The organism is Stenotrophomonas sp. I18B00994 (genome assembly GCF_014145825.1).
GTDB lineage: Bacteria > Pseudomonadota > Gammaproteobacteria > Xanthomonadales > Xanthomonadaceae > Stenotrophomonas > Stenotrophomonas maltophilia.
Window position 1 is genome coordinate 44,253 of the sequence record NZ_JACIUW010000002.1, and the last position, 23,000, is coordinate 67,252.

25 protein-coding genes, 5 tRNA genes and 1 pseudogene are annotated in these 23,000 nt (G+C 65.6%); 7 read left to right on the plus strand and 24 right to left on the minus strand.

Going from position 1 to position 23,000, the window contains the following annotated elements; genetic code table 11:
- Window position 1: 1 nt before the first annotated feature.
- Window positions 2-520, minus strand: coding sequence for an ATP-binding protein (locus H4O10_RS02130; RefSeq protein ID WP_005408914.1), 519 nt, complete (start codon window positions 518-520; stop codon window positions 2-4).
- A 261-nt stretch (window positions 521-781) separates the two neighbouring features.
- Between H4O10_RS02130 and H4O10_RS02135 the strand changes: the two genes are divergently transcribed.
- On the plus strand, window positions 782-1,858 hold the full coding sequence (locus H4O10_RS02135) for a hypothetical protein (protein ID WP_005408912.1): 1,077 nt from the start codon (window positions 782-784) through the stop codon (window positions 1,856-1,858).
- 259 nt (window positions 1,859-2,117) lie between these two features.
- Here H4O10_RS02135 and H4O10_RS02140 read toward each other — a convergent pair whose 3' ends face one another.
- Together H4O10_RS02140 and H4O10_RS02145 are read right to left on the minus strand one after the other, a co-directional pair.
- Complete coding sequence (locus H4O10_RS02140) at window positions 2,118-2,387, minus strand: hypothetical protein (RefSeq protein WP_005408911.1); 270 nt, start codon at window positions 2,385-2,387, stop codon at window positions 2,118-2,120.
- Between the two features lie 124 nt (window positions 2,388-2,511).
- Window positions 2,512-3,216, minus strand: coding sequence for a winged helix-turn-helix domain-containing protein (locus H4O10_RS02145; RefSeq protein WP_033834661.1), 705 nt, complete (start codon window positions 3,214-3,216; stop codon window positions 2,512-2,514).
- 103 nt (window positions 3,217-3,319) lie between these two features.
- Between H4O10_RS02145 and H4O10_RS02150 the strand changes: the two genes are divergently transcribed.
- Window positions 3,320-3,967, plus strand: a complete 648-nt coding sequence (locus tag H4O10_RS02150; protein WP_049396387.1) for a flavin reductase — start codon at window positions 3,320-3,322, stop codon at window positions 3,965-3,967.
- A 4-nt stretch (window positions 3,968-3,971) separates the two neighbouring features.
- On the opposite strand, the gene H4O10_RS02155 is transcribed toward H4O10_RS02150, so the two are convergent.
- From H4O10_RS02155 to H4O10_RS02165, 3 genes are all read right to left on the minus strand, one after another.
- Window positions 3,972-4,499 carry a DUF4124 domain-containing protein gene (locus H4O10_RS02155; RefSeq protein ID WP_224481881.1) on the minus strand — a complete coding sequence of 176 codons (528 nt, stop codon included), beginning with the start codon at window positions 4,497-4,499 and terminating at the stop codon, window positions 3,972-3,974.
- A 92-nt stretch (window positions 4,500-4,591) separates the two neighbouring features.
- Window positions 4,592-5,101, minus strand: a complete 510-nt coding sequence (locus H4O10_RS02160) for a GNAT family N-acetyltransferase (protein ID WP_065426725.1) — start codon at window positions 5,099-5,101, stop codon at window positions 4,592-4,594.
- 82 nt (window positions 5,102-5,183) lie between these two features.
- Window positions 5,184-5,681: a GNAT family N-acetyltransferase gene (locus H4O10_RS02165; protein ID WP_049396376.1), complete on the minus strand. Its 498-nt coding sequence runs from the start codon at window positions 5,679-5,681 to the stop codon at window positions 5,184-5,186.
- Window positions 5,682-5,788: 107 nt separating this feature from the next.
- On the opposite strand from H4O10_RS02165, the gene H4O10_RS02170 reads away from it, so the two are divergent.
- Window positions 5,789-6,193, plus strand: coding sequence for an NUDIX domain-containing protein (locus tag H4O10_RS02170; protein ID WP_049396377.1), 405 nt, complete (start codon window positions 5,789-5,791; stop codon window positions 6,191-6,193).
- Between the two features lie 49 nt (window positions 6,194-6,242).
- Here H4O10_RS02170 and H4O10_RS02175 read toward each other — a convergent pair whose 3' ends face one another.
- Both H4O10_RS02175 and H4O10_RS22230 read right to left on the minus strand, forming a co-directional pair.
- Entirely contained in the window at window positions 6,243-6,647 is a 405-nt protein-coding gene (locus H4O10_RS02175; protein ID WP_229302632.1) for a nuclear transport factor 2 family protein, read from the minus strand.
- A gap of 163 nt (window positions 6,648-6,810) precedes the next feature.
- Window positions 6,811-7,171: pseudogene (locus H4O10_RS22230) on the minus strand (hypothetical protein); the annotation flags it as partial.
- Between the two features lie 1,186 nt (window positions 7,172-8,357).
- On the opposite strand from H4O10_RS22230, the gene H4O10_RS02180 reads away from it, so the two are divergent.
- The gene (locus H4O10_RS02180) at window positions 8,358-8,852 is read left to right on the plus strand and encodes a hypothetical protein (protein WP_143566029.1); all 495 of its coding nucleotides are present in this window, start codon (window positions 8,358-8,360) and stop codon (window positions 8,850-8,852) included.
- A 140-nt stretch (window positions 8,853-8,992) separates the two neighbouring features.
- On the opposite strand, the gene H4O10_RS02185 is transcribed toward H4O10_RS02180, so the two are convergent.
- Entirely contained in the window at window positions 8,993-9,226 is a 234-nt protein-coding gene (locus H4O10_RS02185) for a hypothetical protein (protein WP_049396383.1), read from the minus strand.
- A gap of 28 nt (window positions 9,227-9,254) precedes the next feature.
- Here H4O10_RS02185 and H4O10_RS02190 point away from each other — a divergent pair, with 28 nt between their 5' ends.
- Window positions 9,255-9,677: a hypothetical protein gene (locus tag H4O10_RS02190; protein WP_154344331.1), complete on the plus strand. Its 423-nt coding sequence runs from the start codon at window positions 9,255-9,257 to the stop codon at window positions 9,675-9,677.
- A gap of 356 nt (window positions 9,678-10,033) precedes the next feature.
- Here H4O10_RS02190 and H4O10_RS02195 read toward each other — a convergent pair.
- The 3 genes from H4O10_RS02195 to H4O10_RS02205 form a co-directional block, all read right to left on the minus strand.
- A tRNA-Cys gene (locus H4O10_RS02195) sits at window positions 10,034-10,107 on the minus strand.
- A 66-nt stretch (window positions 10,108-10,173) separates the two neighbouring features.
- Window positions 10,174-10,249: transfer RNA gene (locus H4O10_RS02200), tRNA-Gly, on the minus strand.
- A gap of 142 nt (window positions 10,250-10,391) precedes the next feature.
- Window positions 10,392-10,467 (minus strand) — tRNA-Gly (locus H4O10_RS02205).
- Window positions 10,468-10,597: 130 nt separating this feature from the next.
- On the opposite strand from H4O10_RS02205, the gene H4O10_RS02210 reads away from it, so the two are divergent.
- Complete coding sequence (locus tag H4O10_RS02210) at window positions 10,598-10,999, plus strand: hypothetical protein (RefSeq protein WP_049397618.1); 402 nt, start codon at window positions 10,598-10,600, stop codon at window positions 10,997-10,999.
- On the plus strand, window positions 10,992-11,441 hold the full coding sequence (locus tag H4O10_RS02215) for a hypothetical protein (protein ID WP_049397617.1): 450 nt from the start codon (window positions 10,992-10,994) through the stop codon (window positions 11,439-11,441). Before H4O10_RS02210 ends, H4O10_RS02215 begins: the two co-directional genes overlap by 8 nt.
- A gap of 2 nt (window positions 11,442-11,443) precedes the next feature.
- Here H4O10_RS02215 and H4O10_RS02220 read toward each other — a convergent pair whose 3' ends face one another.
- The 12 genes from H4O10_RS02220 to kdsB all read right to left on the minus strand — a co-directional run bounded on the left by H4O10_RS02220 (window position 11,444) and on the right by kdsB (window position 22,970).
- Window positions 11,444-12,364 carry a biotin/lipoyl-binding protein gene (locus tag H4O10_RS02220; protein ID WP_049397616.1) on the minus strand — a complete coding sequence of 307 codons (921 nt, stop codon included), beginning with the start codon at window positions 12,362-12,364 and terminating at the stop codon, window positions 11,444-11,446.
- Entirely contained in the window at window positions 12,361-13,089 is a 729-nt protein-coding gene (locus tag H4O10_RS02225) for an ABC transporter ATP-binding protein (protein ID WP_099596202.1), read from the minus strand. Before H4O10_RS02225 ends, H4O10_RS02220 begins: the two co-directional genes overlap by 4 nt.
- Before the next feature lie 10 nt (window positions 13,090-13,099).
- Window positions 13,100-14,239 carry an FtsX-like permease family protein gene (locus H4O10_RS02230; protein ID WP_012479690.1) on the minus strand — a complete coding sequence of 380 codons (1,140 nt, stop codon included), beginning with the start codon at window positions 14,237-14,239 and terminating at the stop codon, window positions 13,100-13,102.
- Window positions 14,236-15,699 carry an efflux transporter outer membrane subunit gene (locus H4O10_RS02235; protein WP_012479689.1) on the minus strand — a complete coding sequence of 488 codons (1,464 nt, stop codon included), beginning with the start codon at window positions 15,697-15,699 and terminating at the stop codon, window positions 14,236-14,238. Before H4O10_RS02235 ends, H4O10_RS02230 begins: the two co-directional genes overlap by 4 nt.
- Window positions 15,700-16,068: 369 nt before the next feature.
- Window positions 16,069-16,144, minus strand: a tRNA-Gly gene (locus H4O10_RS02240).
- 115 nt (window positions 16,145-16,259) lie between these two features.
- Entirely contained in the window at window positions 16,260-17,366 is a 1,107-nt protein-coding gene (locus tag H4O10_RS02245) for an NAD(P)/FAD-dependent oxidoreductase (RefSeq protein ID WP_012479688.1), read from the minus strand.
- A 138-nt stretch (window positions 17,367-17,504) separates the two neighbouring features.
- Window positions 17,505-17,580, minus strand: a tRNA-Gly gene (locus tag H4O10_RS02250).
- Window positions 17,581-17,816: 236 nt separating this feature from the next.
- Window positions 17,817-18,443, minus strand: a complete 627-nt coding sequence (gene pgsA / locus H4O10_RS02255) for a CDP-diacylglycerol--glycerol-3-phosphate 3-phosphatidyltransferase (protein ID WP_005412825.1) — start codon at window positions 18,441-18,443, stop codon at window positions 17,817-17,819.
- 18 nt (window positions 18,444-18,461) lie between these two features.
- The gene (gene uvrC, locus H4O10_RS02260; protein ID WP_005408879.1) at window positions 18,462-20,306 is read right to left on the minus strand and encodes an excinuclease ABC subunit UvrC; all 1,845 of its coding nucleotides are present in this window, start codon (window positions 20,304-20,306) and stop codon (window positions 18,462-18,464) included.
- Complete coding sequence (locus tag H4O10_RS02265; protein ID WP_005408878.1) at window positions 20,303-21,715, minus strand: hypothetical protein; 1,413 nt, start codon at window positions 21,713-21,715, stop codon at window positions 20,303-20,305. Before H4O10_RS02265 ends, uvrC begins: the two co-directional genes overlap by 4 nt.
- Window positions 21,712-22,200, minus strand: a complete 489-nt coding sequence (locus H4O10_RS02270; RefSeq protein WP_005408877.1) for a low molecular weight protein-tyrosine-phosphatase — start codon at window positions 22,198-22,200, stop codon at window positions 21,712-21,714. Before H4O10_RS02270 ends, H4O10_RS02265 begins: the two co-directional genes overlap by 4 nt.
- On the minus strand, window positions 22,197-22,970 hold the full coding sequence (gene kdsB, locus H4O10_RS02275; protein WP_049397615.1) for a 3-deoxy-manno-octulosonate cytidylyltransferase: 774 nt from the start codon (window positions 22,968-22,970) through the stop codon (window positions 22,197-22,199). The genes H4O10_RS02270 and kdsB overlap by 4 nt, the downstream gene beginning before the upstream one ends.
- Between the last annotated feature and the right edge of the window lie 30 nt (window positions 22,971-23,000).

The window sequence follows — 23,000 nt, forward strand, 5'->3', positions numbered from 1 at the left end:
GCTATGCCGGGCCTGCCTCGGTGTAGCGCATCACCATGAAACCCTCTTCTGCGGCCGGTGCAACGAAGTGGCGGGTGATCTGCTCGAATTCCTCATCGCTGGCCTGGAAGGGATGCTCGCCGCATGCATTGCGTGCACGCAGCCGCGCCTTGCAGACCTCGTCGGCGATGTCGAGGAAGTGCAGTTGATGCGCGGCGCCCACTGGCGAGAACACCTCACGTGCCCACCCGCGGGTTGCGGGCGTGTTGAAGGGGAAATCGAGCACCACCGAGACGCCGGCCCGCAGCAGCGTACGCAGATGATCGGTCAGCACGCTGCGCAGCGTGGCTGCGCGCTGCAGATAATCGGCGACGGAGTGGATTTCACCCGGGTGCAGCGTGGCCAACCAGGCATCTTCGCTGATCAATACGTGGCGAGGATTGGCCGCCAGCTGTTGCGACAACGTCGATTTTCCTGCGCCGATCTTGCCGCACAGCAGGTGCAGGGTTGCGCCGCCATCGGCGGATGGAGGGTGTTGCATCTGCGATCTCCTCGGTGGATTCCAGTTCCCGGGAGAGCGCTGCATGCAATCCGCCTTCCCGGGCGGGTTGCAGGGCCGTGACGACCGCGCGCTACCCCGCCTTCCCTTGGGGAATGCGGATAATCGACGCGGTGACGTGCGGAGCCATGCCACCAGCGTAGAGCGCCGCCTGTACGGCCCGCAATCCCCTGCGGCAGTGCAGCGCGCGCAACATTCCGCTGGCATCTATGCTCGGCGCCATTCCCGCATGGAATGACCACGATGCGCCCCTTGCTTCGATGTGCCCTCGCCCTTGGCCTGCTGCATGCTTCGACGGCATCGCTGGCAGCACCAACCACGGCACCACGCACGCTCAGCGGCGAGCTGCAGGGCGCCCCCTGGCGGCTGGATGTACCGGCAGACTGGAACGGCGACCTGGTGATGCTGGCCCATGGCTATGAGCCCGTGGGCGTGCCACGCACCACGCCAATGGCCGCCGGTGACAGCACCGCAGCACTGCTGGGCGCGGGCTACGCCGTCGCGCAGAGCGCGTATTCCAGCCAAGGCTGGGCGGTGGCCGAGGCGATCACCGACATGGAACACCTGCGACAGCATGCCCTGGGTGAACTCAAGCGCGTGCGACACACCTGGATGCTGGGCTTCTCGATGGGTGGTGCCGTAACCATTGGCAGCCTCGAGCGTTTCCCGCAGCACTATGCCGGTGGTGTGTCGCTGTGCGGCGCCAATCTCAGTGGCGAACAGATCGCGGCCGACCTGCTGACCACACTGGTCGCGTTCGATTATCTCTTCCCCAAGGCTGAGGGGCTGCCGGCCACCGGGTTGGCGTCGCGCGAAGCAGCCATGCTGCCCCAGAGCGAGCTTTACCAGGGCATCGCCACCACGCTGCAACGCGACCCGGCGCATGCCGCGTTGCTGGCGCAGCGGCTGCAGGTTTCCCCCGATGAAGTGGCCGGCACGATCAGCCTGCACGCCCTGGTCCTGCACGAGCTGGCCACACGCAGCGGTGGCATGCCGGTCGGCAACAGGGGCATGGTCTACAGCGGCTTCGGCGATGACGCCGCATTCAACGCCGGGGTGCGGCGCATCGATGCCGTACCTGCCGCGCAGGCCAGGGTGCGCGCGACGCTGGCGCTGACCGGCGCACTGCAGCGCCCGCTGGTGATCCAGTTCAACCACAACGACCCGACCATCGTGCCGCACATGCAGACGGTGTATCCGCAGTTGGCCGCACACGCCGGTGCGCGGCCAGCGCCACGGCTACTGCCATCGGTGGGCGAAGGACATTGTGGCTTCTCTGAAGCACAGGTTGTCGATGCCTTGAAGACAGTGCAACGCTGAGTCCATCGCGTAGCGAAACGTGTCCGCCAGGCTGGCAACGCTTACGGTGCAGGGACCCGCGCAGCATGTGCCGCCTCCCCTCGATCTGACCGCGCACCTGTTCGGCATGCCCGAAGGCGAGTGGCTGCGCTTCGACATGTCGGTGCCGTTTGGCCACCCGGGTGTCGGCCGACCAGCACAGTGCTGCTCGATGCGCGCGGTCAGATCGGCACGCTCGGCCAGGTCTTGGCCGTGCGCCCGTGGCCGCAGCAGGCGGGGATCAGCCGCCCAGCGTGCCCATCGTGAAGGTGTAGCCCGAGCTCATCAGGAATTCGCGCATGCGCATTTCCGCGCGCCGCGGTGAGGCCAGGTTGGCCGGCGCATACAGGGCATACACCAGGCCCGATCCCTCGATATGTTCGCGGCGGACCTCGCAGCGGGCGGTTTCCGAGGCTATCACCCATCCGTCCTTCAGCCGCTCCGGCCCGATGGATTGCCCGTTCTTCAACCGAAAGGTCAGCCAACGCACATCTGCCATGATTTTGCTCATTTCCGATTCGCTCCGTGCCCGAAGCGACCCGTGATGTCCTTGCTCGCCATTGCAGCTCCCTGAGACGTGGAACTCGACCATAACGCCTTGCCATGTCGCGGGTGACTGAGACTGGCCGCGCCGCTCAGGTCGCCAGGTTGAAGAGCCGCCACAACGCCTCGCGCCCGGGTGGCGTCAGCCGTAGTTCGCGCCGGCCCTCGACGCGCCGCAGCCAATCGTTGTTCACGAAACTGTCCAGCATCGCCTCACCGACCAGCCCTGCCAGGTGTGGCCGCCGTTCGGTGCAGTCCAGGCAGCCACGGCAGTAGCGCGCCGGCTTGGCCGCCACCGGCTGCTGCAGGAGCTCGCGCAACGGCAGGCCCAGTCCGGCAAGGAATGCGGCGCCTCCAGCGCTGATCTGCCAATGCCCTTCGCATGGCAGTACATGCCCCGCCTGCAGCAGGCGATCGGTGATGGCGACCGCGTGCACGCCGGCCAGGTGCCGATAGCAGGAACGCGCCTCGCGCAGTGCAGGCATGCTGCGCGCGGCCGCAGCGGTACACGAAGGGGTACGGTCGGCCACGCGCAGGATGCCTTCGAGCATCTCTGCCACCTCGCTTGATGCCAGCCGGTGGTAGCGATGACGCCCCTGCGCCACCGCCACCAGCAGGTCGCCCTCGACCAGCCTGCGCAGGTGCGTGCTCGCCGTCTGCGGCGTTACCCCGGCCACGCGCGCCAGCTCCATCGCGGTGTAGGCCCGTCCATCCATCAACTGCAGCAGCATGGCGGCACGCGCCTGGTCACCGACCAGGGCACCGACACTGACAAGGGAACCGGAGGTGTGGACCATGCCCCATTGTGGCATGCCGTCATTTGCCAACAGTTCGATGCAGGCCGAAGCGTCAGCAGCCGACTGCGCGGCACAGTGCTCGCCCGCAACCGCGAGACCTGCCGTGAAGACCGCTTCGATCCATCGCCGCCGCATCACCCCTTCGGTCCTGTACCCAGGCACGCCCGTGCTGCTGATGACCACGTTGAATGACGATGGCAGCAGCAACATCAGCCCGCTTTCTTCGTTCTGGGCGCTGGGCAACCGGGTAGTGCTGGGTCTCGGTACGCAGGGCCAGGGCTATCGCAACCTGCAGCTGCGCAACGAGTGCGTGCTGAACTTCCCCTCATCCGCGCAGGCCGCACAGGTCGAGGCGATCGCGCGGGCAACCGGCTGTAACCCGGTGCCGACCGCCAAGCAGGCGGTGGGCTACGTGCACGTGCGCGACAAGTTCGCACTGGGCGGATTCACTGCCGTCGTGTCGACGCACGTTGCTCCGATGGCCATTGCCGAGTGCCCGCTGCAGGTGGAGGCCACCGTCATGGCGATGCATCCACCCGGCGAGGATGATGGCCAGGGCTTCGTGATCGTCGAAGGCCGCATCCGCTGCGTGCATGCGCACGAAGACATCACCGTGGACGGCACCCAGCACATCGACGTGGCGCGCTGGAAACCGTTGATCTACCTGTTCCGGCAATACCTGGGTGTAGGAGAGCCGGTCGGGCGCAACTTCCGTGCGGAAATGCCCATGCGCGCGTCTGCCTCGCAGTGAGCAGTCAATTCGCAGGGGCGGTCGAACTGCTGAACTTGTCGCGCACCGTCCGCTCACGTTCGCGCCGGACCGATGCACACTGTTCGCGCGCATTCGACATCTGCGTATCTGCTGCAACACGCTCAGCGCTCAGCGACTGCTGCAGGCTGGCGATCTGCGCACGGATGCCGGAGTCCTGTGTTGCGCCGGCCAGGCTGGTGCCCGCCGCGGCCAGTTGACGGTTCAGCTCGGCGACCTGCCGGCCAACCTGCTGGCTGCGGGACTCCAGCGGACCGTAGATGCGCGAGCGCTCGCCCTGCACGCAGTTGCGCTCGGCGATACCGGCGTCGGCCAGTTCGGTGTTCTGGTACACCGCCGCGCGGTTCGATGCCTCCCCCGCCGTTTCCGTGGAGGAACGGCTGGAACGCAGCTTCATGGGTTCAGCGCCGGCAGCACAGGGATTCTGGCTGTACACCGTTTCCCCGGAAGCGCCCTTGCACTTGTAGACCTGGGCCGATGCCAGCGGGGCACACCCCAGCAGCATCATCGCCATCACTACCTTCCGTTTCATCCTGCACCGCTCCCTGGTTCATTGGACAACCGACACGATACGGTGGTTTGGGGGCGACTGCACGATGGCGTCGTTCAGACCGTTTCGCCCTGCAGATCGAGCACGGCCGTGGTCCAGCGGCGCGCCCCCAGCATGGCCACCATGCCGCCGCGATAGACGAACCGGCGTGCATGGCCGTCTTCAATGAAGCAGGTCTCGTTCTGCATCGGCACATAGCCCGCAGAGGCATAGTGCCGATGATCCAGGGCGAACAGCACGGCGAAATCGATACCGTGCCGGCGCAACTCTGCATGGGCCGCTTCGATCAACCGCGAGGCAACGCCCTGCCGGCGAACGTCGGCACGCACCACCACGCCGCCAATCAAGCCTATGCGTTCCGGCTCGCCGTCCAGCAGTACGTTGCGTTCGTACAGCGCGAGATGTGCGACAACCTGATCACCTCCCATCGCCAGGACCAGAGCGACCGGCCCCGGGATGGCGTAGCCCTCGCCCTGCATGTCCGGGAAAGCCTGGCGGAGCAGATCCACCGCCTGCTGACGGTGTTCCGGCGCTACGCTTTGCCAGCGGCATACCTGAACGTGCATTGCCCTATCTTCGTCGAATGAATGTGGGTCCAGGCCCATCGTGCCACGGAAATATGACCGGGCCCGCGCTAACGTTTCACTGTCAGTGCAATGTGATCCAGTACGAGACGATATCCGTGTAGATGCCCTCGCGCTTGACTGCGCGCGGCTCCCTGCCGAGTACGCTGAAACCCAGCGATTCATACAGCCCGCGCGCAGCAGCATTGTCCTCCAGCACCGTGAGGGTGAGCGATTCAATGCCCTCGGCGCGCGCAGATGCAAACGCAGCAAGAAGAAGCTGGCGGGCGATACCCTGGCCACGGTGGCCGGTGCCCACATGGACACTGTGCACTTCCGCCGTATGCCGTCGCGCCATCCGCACCGGGCGTACGTAGCGCAGGAAGCCCGCAAGCTTGCCGTCGATGAAGGCGCCGAAGTAACGCGTACCGGGATCAGCAAGCTGGGCGCGCATCACGTCTGCCGTCTCATTCTGCGCCTCGGCCAGCGTAGACAGGAACGCAGCGGGCGACTCACGAAGCGCCTGCAAGCGCGCCTGCCAGAGAATGTCGGCGTCGTCAGCGCCAAGTTGCCGGATGACCATGCGATACACCCGCGAGGTTGTTGATGCACAGGTGCCCAGCCTAGCGCGGGTCCGCCTGATGCGGCGTGCATGCAAGAATGAAAACCGTCCCTTCTTCATTCACCGCCATGACTGAACTGCAGATTCCCCGCGTTGGATGCGGCGCCGTCGTCCGTGATGCCGACGGCCGCATCCTGCTGATCCAGCGCGGACGCGATCCGGAGCGCGGGCATTGGGGCCTGCCCGGCGGCAAAGTCGACTGGATGGAAACGGTGGAGGCTGCCGTGGTCCGCGAAGTCCGCGAGGAGACGGCGTTGGAAGTGACGCTGCTGCGCCTGCTGTGCGTGGCCGATCATTTCGAGCCGGCGCTTGCGCAGCACTGGGTCGCGCCGATCTACGAGGCGCGGGCACCTGCGGGTGCCGAGGCTTCCATCCAGGAGCCAGGTGTGCAGACCGGGCTGGGCTGGTTCGCCGTGGATTCACTGCCCCAGCCGCTGACGCAGGCCACGGTGCAGACGCTGGCCAGGCTGTAGCCGCTCAGAACACGATGAAGGCGGCACAGATGACGCCCGGCCTTGCGGCTCACTCGATCGGAAGACCGTGCATCTTCAGGAACGAGAGTTTGTCCCAGTAGCCGCGCTGGAACGTGATCAATCCTTCGTCAACCGTGAAGAAACCGCATCCTCGCAGGCCAAGAGGGTCGCGCCATTCCAGCGCAGCGACATTGCCGGCCTCATGGATGACTTCGGGAATGCAGACCATTTCAGCAGTGCCGAATTCACGCTCGAAGGTGGCACGGATCGCATCGCGGCCCTTGATCGGGTCCTGGGTGACCTGGTGATTGATCGCGTCGGGGTGATACAGCTCCGCCAAGCCAGCAGCATCGCCTGCGTTGAAGCGCTCGATCCAGGTTTCCACGATGTGTCGGGGAGTCATCCGCATGAAGTCCGCTAAGGCCCAGACCCGATCATAGCGCTCGTACAGCACATTCCAGACCGCAGAAAAACGAAAAGCCCTGCCCGGAGTCAGGGCTTTTCAATTGGAGGCCTCAAGCGGAATCGAACCGCTGTAAACGGATTTGTAATCCCAATCAAATCCTTACTCATCAATAGCCTGAGCGGAGGCGACACCCGCCCAACCGCCCCAACCGATCGAGTGCTGCCTTGATCCGCTCAACCTCCTTCGCTCTGGCCTCGGCCAGGCGTCGGGCCTGTTGCTGCTGTTCGCGGGTCGGCGGCAGACCGGGCAGTGGCGGGGGCAACTGGATCGGCGTGCTGTCGGTCAGCCGGGCGACGGCCTCACGCAGAGGCAGCTCGGGATACAGCCGGGCCGCGCACCAGCGTTCCGCATAGCGCTTCGCCTGCCGGACGTTGGCCGCGCGCCCCCTTCACCTGCCCCATCTTCTGGCCTTCCATCCACAGGCGCACCCCAAGGGGAGTGACGCCGGCCGTCTCCTGACCGTTCTACCAGAGCGCCCAGCGCTCACCGGTCTGGACCCAACCAGAGGGAATGGGCGCAGTGCAGAAGCCCTGGTAACCGTGGGAAGGGAAGGTCGCATGGCCGGACGGATACGACCGGCCATCGTGTCAACGATTCGACAAGGCGCGCCCAAGTCCCCGGCCTGTAATTGAGCCAGTCGCCGATGCCGCAAAGCTCCCGCCAGCCACTATTGTGAACAAAAAATGAACTTCAGTTGCACCTTGGCCGGGGGTGGTTCCGCCCGTCGCCGTTTACAAATAGAGGTCTGTAAAGCACTTGGCACTCGGAGACACCCCAGATCGAGCGCCATCTATGTCCTCCCCCTGTACACGCACTACGTTCATCAGCAACAAAGGAGCGCTATGAGTCGACGGATCAAAGCCCTGAGCCTCGCTGTACTAGCCATGCTGGCAGGAGCGGCAGTTTGGTACGGAACAACCGCACCGAGTACACAGCCAAACAAAGCCGCCTCATCGTCAGAGCCATCCAGCGCTTTGGAGCACGCCACTCGAGGGCCCGCGATCTCCGCCTCGCGACCTGTCTCTTCAAGATCCACACCAGGGTCTGCGGCCAACAGATTAGTTCGTGTGCGGCAACTGTCCGGACGCGCGTACGCAGTGGAAGACTATGGACCAATCCCACCAGGGACAGTGCACGAAGTCATTTCAAGACTTTCACCGTTGGCATTAGCTGGTGATGCGACAGCGTCCTACGGAATATTTCAGAAGCTCAATGAGTGTAAGGACATCAATCGACGCGCGTCTCGAGGCGTCGCACTTCACGCTTCCGAGAATGTCGCGACCGCGTGCATTGAACTATCCGCTGAAGATGAACTGAGTTCCAGTAGATGGCTCTCGCTTGCAGCAGAGCAGGGGAACATTGGAGCACGACTCCTTTATGCCGCGGACTCACAATCCGCCCTTGGAGGACCAGCGGAGCTGCTTCGCAATCCAGACCGCACGAAGGAATACAAGCAGACAGCTGTCGGCTATCTGCAAGAAATGGCAAACCAAGGCAGTGCGGACGCACTCCTACAGCTTGGGAATGCCTATCACGCTGGTGTACTTGTCGACGAGGACCGAGTTACAAGCAGAGCTTACTTTGAAGCAGTTCGTCTCGCAGATCCGTCGATAGTGCCAGCTCGACAAGTTAGTACCTTGGACAAATCGCTAAGTGCAGAACAGCTGAACTTGGCACTTCGAAAGGGAAATCAACTCTATGACTCATGCTGCAGATAAGAAGTTCTTCCGCATCCCCCGCCGCAAGGCCATTCTACTTCTGATAGTCGTCGCTGCGATCGCACTCGCAGCAAGCACGTTCGCTTTCGAACGCGGCCCCTACTTCTGCACCGATTGTCACGTCGAATCACCGGTACCCGACGCAAGAACCCTAGAGGTCATTAAAGACTCGCGGGCACCAATCGACTATGTGCCATTCTTTGCGTGGGCGACTGGAACAACGTACCAGATATGCAATCCCACCCACTGCACCGTCTATCACGAGAATTTTGAATCCAATTGGGTGGGCGAAGGCCGGACCCCTCGCGAGGGTGTTATGCCCGAGCCAATCTACGAAGGCGGCGGCGTGGAGACTGGCGGAGGCGGCACCGAGAATGGGGGTGGCGGAGTTGGCGTCGGTGGCACCAACTTTGGCGGTGGATGTGTCGGCAACTGCAGTGGCAGGATAGATGTCGGCCCAGTCCAGCAAATTTGATTTACCGATGCAAAGCCCAGCTCACTCAACGAGCAGGGCTTTTCTCACAAATGCCACGCGCGCCGGTCATCCTGACCAGATTCCAGTAGGCAGCGATGATCCGGGCGTAATAGCACATACGCTTCTCCTGTAAGGAGTATTTAGATGGTGACCTCCATCACTGGAAGGTTGGGAGCCGCTTCAATCAGGCGACCACCTCGAACCCAGACGTTGTAAGGAATGGTTTGCTGCCGCTGGCCGAAAGCCCGCACCTGTACCCCGTCATACGTCGTCAGCGTGCTGCTGCCATCACTGTTGTGCGCGGTGACGGTCGCCAGCAATCGAGGATTGCTGCTGACCAGTTCGCCGAATTGATCCCGAAGGTCAGTTCGCATCGTTGTAGTGCCTTTCGAGGGCTGCGGCGTGCTCGATCACAACTGCCTGTTGATCGATCACAACATCAACGCGCAGCGACTCGCACTGCCCATGCCATCTCCCCGCAGCGCCAACCACTTCCATCAGGTCCAATGGCATGACTGGGCCGACCTCACCTGGCTTAATCGGCTTGGGGAACAGCGGCATAGTGAGGTCGACGGCGGCTTGCTCACTTCGTTCACCAAGGATGTTCCGCCCGCGCTCGGCGCCGACGGCAGCAACATGAATCAGTGGGCTGCTGACCTGCTGTGCGAAAAGCTGACCTGCCTCACCGTCCTTGCGTACTTTGCAGGTGACGCCCTTTCCCGGCAGCTCACCAGTGACCACCACCGCATCGTGCAGCGGTTCGCTACGTATCTGGAGGCTCTCGGCAAGGACGATGTACTCCTGCACAACGTGATCAGGAGGTGATTCCCGCCAAAGCTACGGGCTGACTGGATAGCTGGCCCGAACCCGCAACACCGGCTGCGCCGGGTCGGACTGCACACCACCGCGACACTTGCCCCGGCCAAGCCGCTGATGGCATCGAGAGGCGTGTTCGCGTCGCAGATTCTTCGCTGCCGCCTCGGTGTTGGCTAGCTCCTCCGGCACCACGCCGCGATCAAGCAGCACGTCCAGACGACGTACATACTCGTTCCTCGGCTTCATAGGACCTGCCGACAACGGGTGGCAAACAGATGATTTCATGGCCGAATCAGGAGATTCTGCACAAAGGCATCGAACGCCAGGCAAGCAAAAAGCCCTGACCGGAGTCAGGGCTTTTCAATTGGAGGCCTCAAGCGGAATCGAACCGCTGTAAACGGATTTGCAATCCGGTGCATAGCCACTCTGCCATGAGGCCAACGTACTGCGCGCCAGGAACTGGGCCCTGACAAGACAAAACCCCATGATGGGGCCTGTCGGAACATGGAGCGGGAAACGAGACTCGAACTCGCGACCTCAACCTTGGCAAGGTTGCGCTCTACCAACTGAGCTATTCCCGCGTAAGCCGACATGCTACCGGAAATCCGGAAAACACACCAGCGATTTCACCTTTCTGACTGCGCGCAAAGCCTTGTGGCCCAACGTGCCCCGCCTTGCCGTGGCGGGAGAAAAACAAGGCCCCTGCCGGGGCCCTGTAGAATCTGGAGCGGGAAACGAGACTCGAACTCGCGACCTCAACCTTGGCAAGGTTGCGCTCTACCAACTGAGCTATTCCCGCAGATTCCGTTCGACCTGCGTCGAAGGAGCGCTATTGTGTCCAAATTCCTTCACGCCGTCAACAGTCTTCACATCATGCGGTCACGGACGTCCGCAGTGGGGTACGCTGCCCCGCCCGGCCCCGTTCGCCCATGCTCCTTCGCGGCACGCCTCTGTTGATCGCCCTGCTGCTGCATCTGCTGGTGGCCCTGCTGTACTGGGCGCTGATGCCGATGGGAATGAACTGGTATCCCGACCATTTCGGCTTTGCTTCACATCGTGACATCGGCCTGGGCATCGCCCAGTTCTATCTGTTCTGGATGTTCATTGGCGCCCAGCCGCTGATCGCGGTGCTGCGGCCACTGTTTGCCAAGCTGCTGGTGCTGGCGATTCCCCTGGCGTTCGCGAGTTGGACACTGATGCACAACCATCCGCTGCGCCAGCTGTACTTCACCCTCGGGCCCGGCCTGCTGGCACTGGCCGCGATCGCCATTTCCGCGTGGTATGCATCACGCAAGCGCCTGCCTGCCACCACGGACACCGCCGATGCCTAGACGCTACGTCCGCCTGTTCTGGTTGCTGGTTGCGTTGACCTGGCTGGCGCTGATCGCCGCACTGGTCAATGCCGGCTTCACACCAGACTACTGGCTGCTGCATCACATGGAGGGCGCCGAACTGCCCTACCCGACCAGCACCGTCATCGTGTTCGCGTTGCTGGGCACCGTCGAACTGGTGGTGGCCGCCTTGATCGTGCGGCCGTGGAGACTGAAACGCCTGTGGCTGCGCCTGCTGATCGCCTTCGCCCTGCTGCTGGCATGGTCGGTGCCGTGGATGCTGTCAGCCATGCACCAGCCGCCGGTACACGGCATGCATCTGCTGTGGTTGTTGCTGCTGGACGTGGGACTGCTGCTGGCGCTGTGCATGGTGTCGGCGGTGAGCGCATGGCAGACGCTCAGGCGTCGAGGGCGCGCGGATGCGCCCCCGCCGCAGCACTAGGCTTACTTCCGGAACTCCACCCGCACATGCTGGCCGAAGCGCGCCTTGGCCTCGCCATCGAACTCCAGCACACACTCCACCACCTTGGCCACGCCACGCCCCGCATCTTCAGGCAGGCGTGCCTGCGCGAACACAGGGCTGATGCGCACCACGCGTGCAGACGGCAGCGTGCCGGTGTTCTCGGCACCATCGCTGTCCGGCACCACGGTAGCCTTCATGCCCACCTGCACGGCATCGGCATAGGCGGCGCTGAGTTCGGCACGTACCTGCAGCGGGCGCGCCGGCAGCAGCGAGATCGCCGGCTTGCCCGCCTGCACGAAAACTCCGAGGCCAGGCACCTGGCCGACCACGGTGCCGGCTTCCGGCGCGCTCAGCGACATCTGCTGCAGTTTCAGCCTGGCGTGTTCCAGCTTGTGCTGGGCCAGGTCGACCTGCGCACTGGCCACGTCGACATCGGCGCGCACACCCGCCAGCTGCTGCTTGGCCGCATCGGCCTGCTGGTTGGACGACACGCCTTCGCTGGCCCCCGTAGACAGGCGAGTAGCGTTGCGCTCCAGTTCGCGCAGCTGCGCCTGACTGCCCTTCAGGCGGTCATTGGCCAGGGCGAGATCGGCGGTGGCCATCGCCACCTCCTGCTGCAGCAGCGCACCGTCCAGCGACAGCAGCAGCTGCCCCTTCTTCACCGTGGCGCCCTCCTTCACCGGCGCGGCAGTGATCGAGCCGTCCACCGGCGGTGCCAGCGCGATCAGGCCACCCTCGACGTCGATGATGCCGCGCGCCACCGCGACCTTGCCGACGGCGGTTGCACCGGCCTTGCCCGAAGGCGACTGTGCAGGCGCAGGCGCGTCCCTGGAACAGGCGCCGAGCAGCAGTGCCGCGGACAGGGCCAGGCTGAGGGGAAGCAGGTGCGACGTCTTGGTCATGGGGCGGACTCTACAGTTTCGTTCTGGCGGCGGTCATCACGGACCATGCCGTCTTCCATGGCGATCACCCGATCGGCATGCCGGATCAGGCGCGGATCGTGGCTCACGCACAGCACGGTGGCGCCATGCGCACGTGCGTAGCGATGCAGGATGTCGATCACGCGCTGACCGCTCTCGGCGTCCAGCGCGCTGGTGGGTTCGTCGGCGAAGATCAGCGTCGGCGACTTGGCGAAGGCGCGGGCAACGGCCACACGCTGCTTCTCGCCGCCGGACAGCTGCGCCGGGCGCATGTGGCTGCGGTGGCTGAGGCCCACTTCTTCCAGCGCCTTGCGCGCCAGCGGTTCGCTTTCGCGATTGCGCATGCCGCGGTAGCCCAGCGGCAGCTGCACCTGCTCCAGCGCAGTCAGTGCCGGGAACAGATTGAAGCCCTGGAACACGAAACCGACATGGTGCAGGCGGAAGCGCTCCACCTCGCTTCGGGTCATGTGCCCCACATCCTGGCCAAGTGCGTGCACGCGGCCACCATCGGGCGCGGACAGGCCGGACAGCAGCGACAACAGCGTGCTCTTCCCGCAACCCGACGGGCCCGATACCAGGGTCAGCTCGCCAGGATAGATGTCCAGCGACAGGCCGCGCAGCACCGGCACCTGCACGTCGCCGGACATGAAGCCCTTTTCAAGTGCATCGGCCCGCAGGGTCGGGGCGACGGCGCGTGTGGAAGTCATCGGCCGGTCCTCAACGCAGCAGCAACGATGGATCGGAGCGGACGACACTGCGCACCGCCATGATGCTGGAGAGCATGGCCATCACCGCAACCAGCGCGACGCAGCCGAGGATCACCATCGGTGTCAGCTGCACCGGAACGCGCTGGGTCTGCGCGATCAACAGCACCACGGTGCTGAAGGCCGCCGCCAGCAACATGCCCACGCCACCGATCAGCAACGCCTGCTCGAACACCACCCGTGCCAGCGCATAGCGGCCTGCACCGAGTGCATTGAGCGTGGCGTACTCGCGAACCGAGCCAGCCACCACCGACGCGAACGACTGGTTGGTGATCACCGCGCCGACGAAGCAGACGATGACGGCCATGAACAACACCGCGATGCCGGCACCGGTGTCGAACAACCAGTACTGCTGCGAGCGGCTGGCGAACTCCGGCGCGGTCCAGAACTCGACCGGCGTAGCCTGGCCCATTGACGCGGCCAGGCGATCGCGCACGCGGTCGGCCAGGTCCGGCGAGCGCAGGCCCGCCACGAAGTAGGTACTGCCCTCATGTGGGTCGGTACCGGCGATGGCGCGCGCGGTATCCAGCGAAGCCAGTACGTTGACACCACCAAGGCCACGCAGGCCCGGCTGCGCGGCAACCACGCGCACGGCCTTGCCATTGATCCAGGCACGGTTGTTCTGCAGGTCCACGCCCAGCGTATCCAGGTCAGCGCTGTCGACGATCACCGCACCCGGTTCGCGCAACTGCGCGCGCAGGTCGATGGGCAGGATGCGCGCGAACATCATCGCGTCGTCCTGGGTGGAGATGCCGGACAGATACACCGACACGTTGCCGGTGCCCTGCGCGCTGGAGCGCCATTCGCCATCCACCCACTCGTAAGGTTCGACGCGGGTGACATCCGGATCCATGCGCAGGTGGCTTTCCACATCGGCGCTGATCGCGTGGCCGTAGTTGACGCTCTGGGTGCCGGGGAAACCGGCCCAGATATCGGCCGAGGATGCCTTCACATAGATCGCGGCGGTGCCGAAGATGCCCAGCACCAGTGCGGCCTGCACGATCAACAGCACGCCGGCGAAACACATCGCCAGCACCACCGGCAGGAACCGGCGCCACTCATAGGCCAGGGTCTTGCGGGCCAGCGCGATCATTGCGGTTCGCCCTCAGCCTCGACCGGCAGCGGTGCGCCACCAAGGGCGCGGTACAGCGACGCAAACGCCAGCACGCGCGCGCCCTGCGCACCGATCAGGTCGGCCTGCGAGGCCAATGCGGCACGCTGCGTATCCAGCCCATCGAACTCGCTGGACAGGCCCAGCTGCACCTGCCTCGCCTGGCGCTTGACCTGCTGGTTGGCGGCATCATTGGCCGCACGCAGGGACTGGATGCTGCTGTCCTGGCGTGCAAGGCTGCCCAGCGCGCCTTCCACTTCGCTCACGCCTTCCAGCACGGCCTTGCGATACCCGAGCAGCGCGGCGTCCAGCTGCTTCTCATCGGCATGGAAACGCGCACGGCGTTGGCCCCAGTCCCACAGCGGAATATCGACGTACGGGCCGATCGAGGGACTGGAATCGGAGTTGGAGCGGGCGTTCTGGGTGAGGTTGTAGGCGTACAGGATCGAACCACCCAGGCTGATCCGCGGATACATCGCAGCGCGCGCCGCGCCCTTGCTGGCGGCGGCCTGCATCACCTCCGATTCGGCCAGCAGGATCTGCGGACGGTGGCGCAGCAGATCGGCGGGTACCTGCTGCAGCGAGAACGTGCCCAGCGTCGGCGGCGTGCGGTAGGCGCGCCAGGCCGGGTCCGGGCCGTCACGGCCCAGCAGCAATGCCAGCGCGCGGGCCGCGTTGTCGGCGTTTTCCCGAGCCTGTGCCGTGGCGGCGCGGGTGGCGGCCTGGCGTGCACGCAGGCGATCCAGTTCGCCCGGCTCATCCAGGCGAAGTCGCTGGCGGACCCGCGCCAGTTGTTCGCCGCGGTCGTCCACGGCCTGCTGGCGCATCAGCAGATCCTGCTGGGCCTGCGCCACGGTCAGGTCCAGATAGCTGCGCACCACGTCGGCAATCACCGCTACCTGCGCGGCATTGCGCAGCGCCTCGGCATTGCCAGCCGAAGCCTGCGCGCTCAGCTGCGCACTCTCGGCGGCGCCGAACAGGCCCAGGTCCCAGATCGCTTCAATGCCGGCATGGAAGTAGGTATCGACAGCGGCGGCGTCCTGCACCTGCTTGGCGCTGGCGGAGATTTCCGGCAGGAAACGCGAGTCGGACGTGCCAGCGACGATCCGAACGGCCTGCAGGCGCAAGGTGGCCTGCTGCAGGTCGAGATTGCCGGCGACCGCCTGATCGACCAGGCCATCCAGCGCCGGGTCGGCCAGCACCTTCCACCACTGCCTGGCGTCCACCGCCACGCCCTGGCCCTGCGGTACCTGGGTCCAGGCGCTGGGTGTGCGATCAGGCAGGTCCGGGACGGGCACCGACATGCAGCCGGCCAGGGCCAGGGTTGCCAACAACGCACCGGGGCGCAGCACTGCCTGCAGGGAGAGTCCGCGCCCGGTCCTGGGCACTGCCACTGAAGTGATACGCCTGACCACCAGCCCGCCAACGTGTAGAAGGAGCATGAAGGCTACCGTGCGATTGTGGAGCGAACATGGAGAATTGGTCCGAAAAAGGTCACAGCACGCGTGCGGTTCAGGCAACGATGGCGTTGGCCTTTCGCCAGCCTTTCACTGCATGCGACGCACGGAACGCTGGTGCGACATCCGGGCCATTGCGTCTTGTTGCCAACTTCCCCGAGCCCCGCGCCTGCGGTCATCCCCACGACCGATACGCCCCGCCATTCCGATTGCGACACTGACGCTGGAATCGTCCCGCCAGGCCGTCGATATCACGCCCGCCATGACGATGCCATGGCGCGAATGTAGCGCCCCGTGCCGCCAACGTCATGACAAACGAAAAACGCCCCCTTGCGGGAGCGTTTTTCTTGAATCTGGAGCGGGAAACGAGACTCGAACTCGCGACCTCAACCTTGGCAAGGTTGCGCTCTACCAACTGAGCTATTCCCGCAGATTTCTTTCGACCTGCGTCGAAGGAGCGCTATTGTGTCGATATTGCTGCACGGCGTCAACAGGAATTTTCACGTGAGTGAGGGACGGCGTTCAGACGCCCCCACCTGCTCTCCTCACGTGCGCACGCCACGGCGGTGGAAGTAGACCTGCTCGGCGATGCGCCGCGTGGCCGCCGTGTGCAGCAGTGCATTGAGCGGCCAGTCGGCCTGCAGATGGTCCATCGCCCAGCGCAGCAGGCGCTTGCCATGGAATGCCGGCGCCACCCGCCGCGCCACCCGTTCCGCTTCCGGCCCTTGCCCACGCAGATGGTGGGCAATCGCCTCGCCGACCGCCCAGCCGTGCCGCCACGAGGAGTGGATGCCCCCGGCGGACAGCGGCGAGACGATGCCTGCCGCGTCGCCGGTCAGGATCACGCGTTGGCCGGTGAACGGCCCATCCGGCCGGCCGCACGGGACCAAGCCGGCGCGGGTGGCCGAGGGACGCGCCGAAGGCGGAATGCCGACCACATCGCGCACGTGCTCGAGGAAGCCATCGATATCCGGCGGCCGCACCTGTTGCGGGTCATGACGCAGCGCCAATCCCACCTGCAGCCCGGTCGGATTCTGTGCGACCCAGCCGATGTAGCCCGGCGCGTAGCGCTTGCTGACGAAGCAGTGCAGTGCGTCGCCCTGCGACACCTGCAGGCCGGCGAACTCACGCTCGATGCCGTAGAGGTTGTCACGCACCTGGCCAAGTCCGGTGCGATGTGCCACGCGTGAGCGTGCGCCATCAGCACCAACCAGATAGGCGCATCGCCCTGCCCCATCCACCTGCCAGCCGTCACCACTGCGATGGGCATCGGTGAAAGACCGTTGCAGGCGCAGGTCGACACTATTCGCGCGCAGCTCGCTGGCCAGCCAGCGCATCAGGTTCGGCGTATCGGTGGTGAGGAAGTAATAGCCCGGCGCGGCCAGCAACACGTTGCGCAGGTTCGGCGCATACAGGCGCACGTTGGCGACGCGCTGCACCAGATGCTCGGGCATGCGCCCCAACCAGGTCTGCTCCATCGCTTCTTTCACCACGATGCCGGTGGTGTGCAGGCGCTCGCCGGGGTCGGCCTTGCGTTCAAGCACGCAGACGCGCAGACCGTACTGGGCGGCAGCCAATGCGCAGGCGGCACCGGCGAAACTGGCGCCGACGATGACCACGTCGTGGTCGTAGGCGGGGGAAGTGTGAGGCATTGCGGCATCGCCGTGGAGCGTCGGAGATGCAGCTTCGAACTGCCGCGTGGTGAGGCGAAGGAGTGGCGGTGAAGTGAGGATGAAGCGTGGAACACGCAAACGAAAAACGCCCCCTTACGGGAGCGTTTTTCTTGAATCTGGAGCGGGAAACGAGACTCGAACTCGCGACCTCAACCTTGGCAAGGTTGCGCTCTACCAACTGAGCTATTCCCGCTTGGGAGGCGAAATTTTACCTATTCCAAGGATGGCGTCAAGCGCTTTTTTCAGGGTCTGCCGAGGCACCTGGCACCGCGTATCCACGCATGGCGTGGATCTACTGCAGCGTCTCCGCAAACTGATGGATCCGCCCCCTCCGTGGATGCGGCATTTCCAATAGATCCACGCCATGCGTGGATGGCAGCAACCGTGGGGTCAGAGCCCTTTCCTGCGGAAAGGGATCCGACCCCGGGCTCAGTTGCCCAGCTTCTTCTGCCGCGCACGCTCGCGCGCCGCGCGCTCGTCATCGCGCAGGCTGGGCCAGGCAGCGTGCAGGTACTGCAGGCCCGACCACAGGGTCAGTACCGCAGCAATCGCCAAAGTCCAGTCACCGATGTGGAACACCGGCCAGCCCATCCAGATGTCTTCCACCGGCACGTTCGGGGCCACCGAGTACAGCAGGCACAGCAGCGCGACCATCTGCGCGGTGGTCTTGATCTTGCCGATCATCGCCACGCGCACCTTCGCACGCTGGCCCAGCTCGGCCATCCACTCGCGCAGCGCCGACACTGCGATCTCACGGCCGACGATGACCGCCGCCCAGAACGCCATCCACGGCGTCGGATGGCCCTGCACGATCAGGAACAGTGCCACTGCCACCATCAGCTTGTCCGCGACCGGGTCGAGGAAGGCGCCGAAGGCCGACTCCAGCTGGTAACGGCGAGCAATCCAGCCGTCGAGCCAGTCGGTGATCGCGGCCAGGCCGAAGATCGCCGCCGAAGCGAAGTTGGTCCAGGTGTAGGGCAGGTAGAACACCAGCACCAGCACCGGGATCATCACGATCCGCAACAACGTCAGCCAGGTGGGCAGGGTCAACTTCATGCTTGCGTGCTTCTCTCTCTACTCGGCCGCATCAGGCGTGGCCAACCCGTGCAGGTTAGCGTAGATACGTGCCGCGAGGGCGTCATTGATGCCTTCCACCTTGGCGATTTCCGCTTCGCCAGCGGCTTTCAGGCCCACCAGGCCGCCGAAATGCTTGAGCAGGCTGGCGCGGCGGCGCGGCCCGATACCGGGAATGTCCTCCAGCTTGCTGGTCATCCGCGCCTTCTGCCGGCGGCCGCGGTGGCCGGTGATGGCGAAGCGGTGCGCCTCGTCGCGCACCTGCTGGATGAACTGCAGCGCCGGGTTGGCCGCGCCGGGGCGCAGCTCGCGGCCGTCGGGCATCACCAGCGCTTCATGGCCAGCGCGCCGCTCCACGCCCTTGGCCACGCCCACCAGCAGCACACCTTCCACGCCCAGGTCGGCCAGTGCGGCCTGGGCCTGCGCCAGCTGCCCGGCGCCGCCGTCGATCAGCAGCACGTCCGGCAGCACGCCCTGCTCTTCCACCGCACGGCGGAAGCGGCGGTCGATGGCCTGGCGCATGGCGGCGTAGTCATCGCCCGGCTCGATGCCGCTGATGTTGAAGCGGCGATACTGCGCGCGCACCGGACCGGCAGCGTCGAACACCACGCACGAGGCCACGGTAGCCTCGCCCAGGGTGTGGCTGATATCGAAACACTCGACCCGCTTGACCGGCTCGGCCAGGCCCAGCATCTCGCGCAGTGCGTCGCTGCGCGCATGCTGCGCGTTGCGGCTGTTGAGTTCGGTGGCCAGGGTCAGCTGCGCGTTGCGGCTGGCCAGTTCCACGTAGCCGGCGCGCTCGCCGCGCACGTTCCACTTCAGCTGCACCTTGCGCTCGGCCGAGGCCGACAGCGCGGCGACCAGCAGGTCGGCGTCGGGGATCTCGCGGTCCAGCAGGATCTCGCGCGGCGGCTCGAATTCGATGTAGTACTGCGAGACAAACGCGGCCAGCACTTCCTCCGGGCTTTCTTCACCATTGGTGCGCGGGAAGAACGGGCGGGTGCCGAGGTTGCGGCCATCACGGAAGGCCAGCAGCAGCACGCAGGCCTGCGAGCCCTGCATGGCCACCGCCAGCACGTCCAGGTCGGCAGCACGGCCATCCACGTACTGGCGGGTCTGCATGCTGCGCAGCGAGGAAATCAGGTCACGCAGGCGCGCGGCCTGCTCGAATTCCAGTGCCTCGCTGGCGGCCTGCATCTGCTCGCCCAGCTCGCGGGTCAGTTCGTCGCTCTTGCCTTCCAGGAACAATGCAGCGCGACGTACCGATTCGGCGTACTCGGCAGGCGCCACCAGCTCCACGCAGGGCGCGCTGCAACGCCCGATCTGGTACTGCAGGCACGGTCGCGAACGGTTGCGGAACACGCTGTCCTCGCAGCTGCGCAGCTTGAACAGCTTGTGCATCAGGTTCAGCGTTTCGCGCACCGCAGTGACGCCGGGATACGGCCCGAAGTAGCGGCCGGGAATGGCGCGCGGGCCGCGATGCAGCGCGATGCGCGGCCAGTCCTCGCGGGTCAGCAGCACATGCGGGTAGGTCTTGTCGTCGCGCAGCGAGACGTTGTAACGCGGCGACAGCGACTTGATCAGCTGGTTTTCCAGCAGCAGCGCCTCGGCTTCCGAGCGCGTCACCGTCACGTCCATGCGCACGATCTGCGAGATCATCGACATGATCCGCGCATTCTTCGGGCTGCCGTTGAAATAGCTGCCGACACGGTTGCGCAGCGCACGCGCCTTGCCGACATACAGCAGGGTGTCGTCGGCCGCGTACATGCGGTACACACCGGGGGCGGTACTGAGCTGGGCCGCGAAGGCCTTGCCGTCGAAGGCCGGGGCGGGAACGTCGGTCATTCGCTGATCGGCACTTCGCTGAGCACGCCGCTTTCGGGGTCGAATCGCAGTATGGCGTGGGCGTCGGTCTCGGCGATCCACACCGCACCGGCACCCACGGCCAACCCGGCCGGGCCGTGCAGGCGGCGCGGCAGCGGCTGGGTGGTCAGTTCGCCACCGCCCAGGCGCAGCGTGCGCAGGCGGCCATTGCCGGTATCGGCAATCCATAGCAGCGGCGCATCCGGACTCAGCGCGATCGCCTGTGGGAACTGCAGGCTGGCCTGCGCGCGCGGGCCATCTTCGTCACCGAAACGCCAGGGGCCCTGCCCGACCAGCGTCTGCACCAGATCCCCGCGCAGCTGCAGTGCACGGATCGAGGAGCCCAGCGCATCGGCCACGTACAGCACCTGCTGCACCACGGCCAGCGCAGTCGGTTGGGCAAAGGCAGCCAGGTGGCCGCTGCCGTCACGCTCGTCGATGGCACCGCTGCCGGCGCGCCACTGCAGGCTGCGCTGACCCAGGTGGTAGCTCCAGATGCGGTTGTCGCCGGCCATGGCGATGTGCAGCTGGTTATCGGCGATGGCGAGGCCGACCGGGTGGTCCAGCGAGACCTGCCGCGCCTGTGCTACCGGGCCCTCCACCGGCGCACCGGGGCGGCCATTGCCGCACAGCGTGTCGACGATGCCGGTCAGCAGGTTGATGCGGCGCACGGCATGGTTGCCGGTGTCGGCCACGTACAGCGCGTCGCGCTCCAGCACCAGCGCCTGCGGGCGATGGAACGCCGCTTCGGCGAGGTTGCCGTCCATGAAATCGGCCGTCCCCAGCCCGAACTGGCGCAGGATGCGGCCGCCGTGGCTGCATTCGAGGATGCGGTGATGGCCACTGTCGGCGATGTACAGGCGTTCGGTGCTGACCGCCAGGCCCAGCGGAAAACGCAGGGCCTGCCGCGGCTCCGGATGCAGCTCGGTACCGCCGCGCGGCGGTGCCGACGGCGCACCGTGGCACAGCGCATTCAATGCACGCTCAAGCTCTCCCGGAGCCCCCAGCCCGACCAGCCGCTGCTGCTCGCGACCCTGCGCGTCCAGCAGCACCACGGTCGGCCACGATGTGATGCCGAAGCGACGCCAGCCATCCCAGTCGGCATCGAGCAGGACCGGCATTGACAGCCCCTGGCGGCGCAGCAGTTTGAGTGCGGCGCCGGCGTCACGCTCGAAATCGAAGCGGGGTACCTGCAGGACCAGCGGCTGCAGCATGCCAGGGTGACGCGACAGCCATTGACTGAATTCGGCCAGGCGCTGCGCGCTCCAGGCAGAAGCGGCGTTGACGAACAACAGCGCCACCGGCCGACCGCGCAGTTCGGTCAGGGTACAGGGGGCGGCATTGAGCCAGGTGGCGAACTCGGGCAGGTCCGGGACGGGCTGGACGTTCATGGCCCGATTATGCCGGAGTCGGCGTCATGCAACAGTCGTGCCACTGCACGTTTTGCAGCATTGTCGACCAGCGTCCAGACCTGTTCGAAGTGATCGCTGCCGCCGGTGTAGGGATCCGGGATGGCCGCCTGCCCCTCCCCGCCCGACCAGGGCAGGTACAGCGCCAGCCGCTCACGCTGGGCGGGTGCCACCAAGCGTCCCGCGTCCCGCAGGTTCGCCTCGTCGGCGCACAGGATCCAGTCGAAGCGGTCGAAATCAGCGGCGTGCAGCTGGCGCGCACGCAGGCCGCCGATGTCCACGCCGTGCCCGGCCGCGCAGGCGATCGCACGCCGGTCCGGCGGCTCGCCCACATGCCAGTCACCGGTGCCGGCCGAATCCACCTGCACGCGCCCCGCCAGTGGCGAAGCGTCCAGGCGTGCGCGGAGCGCGCCTTCGGCCATCGGCGAACGGCAGATGTTGCCGAGGCAGACGACCAGCAGCTTCATCGGGCAGCCAACGTCTGCAGCAGTGCTTCGGCGCGCTCCAGGTCCTCGGGCGTGTCGATGCCCGCCGGGAATGGTTCAGGCGAGATCGCCACGCTGATCGGGTAGCCGGACTCGAGCACGCGCAGCTGCTCCAGCGATTCGACCTGCTCCAGCCGACCCGGGGGCATCGCCGCGAACTGCTGCAGGAAACCGGCGCGGTAGCCGTAGATGCCGATGTGGCGCAGCCAGGCATGCCCTTCCGGCAGCACGTCGCGGCTGCGCGCGAAGCCATCGCGGTGCCAGGCAATCGGCGCGCGGCTGAAGTACATCGCCTCGTTGCGCACGTTGCGCACCAGCTTGACCACGTTCGGATCGAACAGGGTTTCTGCATCCTCCACGGTGGTCGCCAGGGTCGACATCGGCGCATTGCCTTCAACCAGCGCCTGGGCCACCGCACGGATTCCCGCAGCCGGCGCGAACGGTTCATCCCCCTGCAGGTTGACCACTACGGTGTCGTCGGCCCAGCCGGCGATGCGCGCGCACTCGGCCAGGCGGTCGGTACCGGAGGCATGCGAGGTGGCGGTCATGGCCACCTTCACCTCGGCCAGCCCGGACAGCGCGTCGGCGATGCGTTGATCGTCGGTAGCAACCCAGACCTCGCCAGCGCCGGCCTGCAGCGCGCGGCGCGCCACGTGCAGCACCAGCGGCTCACCACCCAGCAGGCGCAGCGGCTTGCCCGGCAGCCGCGAGGCGGCATAGCGGGCCGGAATGGCGACGACGAATTCGGTCATGGGGCAATACTCGGCAGGCTCGTTACAACG

What these genes read in the sequence shown, in the direction of transcription:
- H4O10_RS02130 (WP_005408914.1), bottom strand. Translation starts at nt 520, where the DNA reads ATGCAACACCCTCCATCCGCCGATGGCGGCGCAACCCTGCACCTGCTG.
- H4O10_RS02135 (WP_005408912.1), top strand. Translation starts at nt 782, where the DNA reads ATGCGCCCCTTGCTTCGATGTGCCCTCGCCCTTGGCCTGCTGCATGCT.
- H4O10_RS02140 (WP_005408911.1), bottom strand. Translation starts at nt 2,387, where the DNA reads ATGAGCAAAATCATGGCAGATGTGCGTTGGCTGACCTTTCGGTTGAAG.
- H4O10_RS02145 (WP_033834661.1), bottom strand. Translation starts at nt 3,216, where the DNA reads ATGGTCCACACCTCCGGTTCCCTTGTCAGTGTCGGTGCCCTGGTCGGT.
- H4O10_RS02155 (WP_224481881.1), bottom strand. Translation starts at nt 4,499, where the DNA reads ATGGCGATGATGCTGCTGGGGTGTGCCCCGCTGGCATCGGCCCAGGTC.
- H4O10_RS02160 (WP_065426725.1), bottom strand. Translation starts at nt 5,101, where the DNA reads ATGCACGTTCAGGTATGCCGCTGGCAAAGCGTAGCGCCGGAACACCGT.
- H4O10_RS02165 (WP_049396376.1), bottom strand. Translation starts at nt 5,681, where the DNA reads ATGGTCATCCGGCAACTTGGCGCTGACGACGCCGACATTCTCTGGCAG.
- H4O10_RS02170 (WP_049396377.1), top strand. Translation starts at nt 5,789, where the DNA reads ATGACTGAACTGCAGATTCCCCGCGTTGGATGCGGCGCCGTCGTCCGT.
- H4O10_RS02180 (WP_143566029.1), top strand. Translation starts at nt 8,358, where the DNA reads ATGACTCATGCTGCAGATAAGAAGTTCTTCCGCATCCCCCGCCGCAAG.
- H4O10_RS02185 (WP_049396383.1), bottom strand. Translation starts at nt 9,226, where the DNA reads ATGCGAACTGACCTTCGGGATCAATTCGGCGAACTGGTCAGCAGCAAT.
- H4O10_RS02210 (WP_049397618.1), top strand. Translation starts at nt 10,598, where the DNA reads ATGCTCCTTCGCGGCACGCCTCTGTTGATCGCCCTGCTGCTGCATCTG.
- H4O10_RS02215 (WP_049397617.1), top strand. Translation starts at nt 10,992, where the DNA reads ATGCCTAGACGCTACGTCCGCCTGTTCTGGTTGCTGGTTGCGTTGACC.
- H4O10_RS02220 (WP_049397616.1), bottom strand. Translation starts at nt 12,364, where the DNA reads ATGACCAAGACGTCGCACCTGCTTCCCCTCAGCCTGGCCCTGTCCGCG.
- H4O10_RS02225 (WP_099596202.1), bottom strand. Translation starts at nt 13,089, where the DNA reads ATGACTTCCACACGCGCCGTCGCCCCGACCCTGCGGGCCGATGCACTT.
- H4O10_RS02230 (WP_012479690.1), bottom strand. Translation starts at nt 14,239, where the DNA reads ATGATCGCGCTGGCCCGCAAGACCCTGGCCTATGAGTGGCGCCGGTTC.
- H4O10_RS02235 (WP_012479689.1), bottom strand. Translation starts at nt 15,699, where the DNA reads ATGCTCCTTCTACACGTTGGCGGGCTGGTGGTCAGGCGTATCACTTCA.
- H4O10_RS02245 (WP_012479688.1), bottom strand. Translation starts at nt 17,366, where the DNA reads ATGCCTCACACTTCCCCCGCCTACGACCACGACGTGGTCATCGTCGGC.
- pgsA (WP_005412825.1), bottom strand. Translation starts at nt 18,443, where the DNA reads ATGAAGTTGACCCTGCCCACCTGGCTGACGTTGTTGCGGATCGTGATG.
- uvrC (WP_005408879.1), bottom strand. Translation starts at nt 20,306, where the DNA reads ATGACCGACGTTCCCGCCCCGGCCTTCGACGGCAAGGCCTTCGCGGCC.
- H4O10_RS02265 (WP_005408878.1), bottom strand. Translation starts at nt 21,715, where the DNA reads ATGAACGTCCAGCCCGTCCCGGACCTGCCCGAGTTCGCCACCTGGCTC.
- H4O10_RS02270 (WP_005408877.1), bottom strand. Translation starts at nt 22,200, where the DNA reads ATGAAGCTGCTGGTCGTCTGCCTCGGCAACATCTGCCGTTCGCCGATG.
- kdsB (WP_049397615.1), bottom strand. Translation starts at nt 22,970, where the DNA reads ATGACCGAATTCGTCGTCGCCATTCCGGCCCGCTATGCCGCCTCGCGG.